We start from the raw sequence: 1,783 nt of genomic DNA, 5'->3' as shown, positions 1-1,783 counted from the left end.
TGCTCCCGCCGGGGCCCGAGCCCCTGGCGGCGGCGGGTCGCGGCACCCGGGTGGCCGAGCGGGAACGCCGGGCGCTCGCCCCGCAGTTGGTGCTCGGCACGGACGGCTGGGCGCTGATCACCCTGGACACCGCCTGCGGCGCCGTCCGGGCGGTGGACCCCGACTACGCGACGGCCCGCCACTGCAACGCCTCGGTCACCGCCTTCGTGAGCTCCCTGGAGCTGTTCGCCGGCTGGCTGCCGGGCCTGCGCGGGCTCGACCCGGAGGCCGCCGGGTCGGCCGTCGCGGACCTGCAGCGCGGTCTCGCCGCGCTGGACCCGGAGGTGTTCGCCGACCCGGAGAACTGGTGGGCGGTGATCGTCGAGCAGCTCTGGGACGGACTGCTCTGAGGCGCCCCGGCCCGCCCCGCCGCACCGAGCCTCCGCCGACCGGGTGAACACCGGAACAACACCGTCCGAATACCGTTCGAACGATCGCGCCGGAGCCGCGATCAGGGCCCGGACCAGCAGGAACACCCGGCACGGCCGGTCTCCTCCGGCCCCGGATCGCGTAGCGTGGAGATTTATGCGACTCGGTGTGCTCGACGTAGGTTCCAACACGGTCCACTTCCTCGTGGTGGACGCCCATCCGGGCGCCGCCCCCCTGCCCGCCTACTCCCACAAGGCCGAGCTGCGGCTCGCCGAACTCCTCGACGAGCAGGGTGCGATCAGTGCGGCCGGCGTCGAGAAGCTGATCGGCATGATCGCCTCCTCGCTGCGGGTGGCCGAGGACAAGGGCGTGGTCGACATACTCCCCTTCGCGACCTCCGCCGTGCGCGAGGCCGCCAACGGCGAGGCGGTGCTGCGCCGGGTCGCCGGGGAGACCGGCGTCGAACTGCGGGTGCTCTCCGGTCAGGACGAGGCCCGGCTGACCTTCCTGGCGGTCCGCCGCTGGTTCGGCTGGTCGTCCGGCCGGCTGCTCAACCTCGACATCGGCGGCGGCTCGCTGGAGATCGCCTGCGGCCTGGACGAGCAGCCGGACGCGGCCTGCTCGCTGCCGCTCGGCGCCGGCCGGCTGACGGCCCGCTGGCTGCCCGGCGACGTCGCCGACCCCGAGCAGCTGCGCGGGCTCCGCAAGCACATCCGCGCCGAGATCGCCACCGTGGTCGGTGAGATCTCCCGCCTCGGGGCCCCGGACCACGCCGTCGCCACCTCCAAGACCTTCAAGCAGCTGGCCCGGATGACCGGAGCCGCCCCGGCCGACGCCGGCCCGTACGCGGACCGCCGGCTCACCCGCAGCAACCTCGCAGCCTGGCTGCCCCGGCTCTCCGCGATGACCGTCGCCGAACGGGCGCAGATCCCCGGTGTCTCCGAGGGGCGCGCCAAGCAGCTGCTGGCGGGCGCGCTGGTCGCCGACGCCGCGATGGACCTGTTCGGTCTGGACGAGCTGGACGTCTGTCCCTGGGCGCTGCGCGAGGGCATCATCCTGCGCCGTCTGGACGCCATGGACAGCGCCGCCGACCGCCGCCGCCCCGCCCTCACCTCCTGACGAACGGCGCCCGGGACGGCCGGGCGGGCACCGACCCGCTCCCCGTTCCGGGCGCGGTCCGCTTACGCTGTCTCCCGTGGCGCAACCAGCGGACGAGGACGGAACGCGGGAGGGCCGCGCTCCCGAGGACGGGCGGTCGCGGTCGGACGCCCCGCGCCCCGCGACCCGCCCCCGCAAGCTCGGCAAGGCCGCCCGCGAGGCCGCCGGAGGCGTCGCCGAGAAGGCGGCCCGGAAGGCCGCCACCAGAGCGGCGGGC

3 protein-coding genes are annotated in these 1,783 nt (G+C 75.5%); all 3 read left to right on the top strand.

The annotated features are described in order from the left end of the window. Nucleotides 1-389, top strand: a 389-nt coding sequence (locus ABD308_RS05255; protein WP_344326880.1) for an SUKH-4 family immunity protein, incomplete at its 5' end; no start/stop codon positions are given. Between the two features lie 175 nt (nucleotides 390-564). Continuing rightward, the gene (locus ABD308_RS05250) at nucleotides 565-1,527 is read left to right on the top strand and encodes a Ppx/GppA family phosphatase (protein ID WP_344326872.1); all 963 of its coding nucleotides are present in this window, start codon (nucleotides 565-567) and stop codon (nucleotides 1,525-1,527) included. Between the two features lie 76 nt (nucleotides 1,528-1,603). Further along, nucleotides 1,604-1,783 (top strand): hypothetical protein (locus ABD308_RS05245; RefSeq protein WP_344326861.1); only part of this gene is annotated, 180 nt, incomplete at its 3' end.

Source organism: Kitasatospora putterlickiae (genome assembly GCF_039527695.1).
Classification (GTDB): domain Bacteria; phylum Actinomycetota; class Actinomycetes; order Streptomycetales; family Streptomycetaceae; genus Kitasatospora; species Kitasatospora putterlickiae.
Note: the sequence above shows the minus strand (reverse complement) of the source record. Positions and strands in the feature narration are given on the sequence as shown.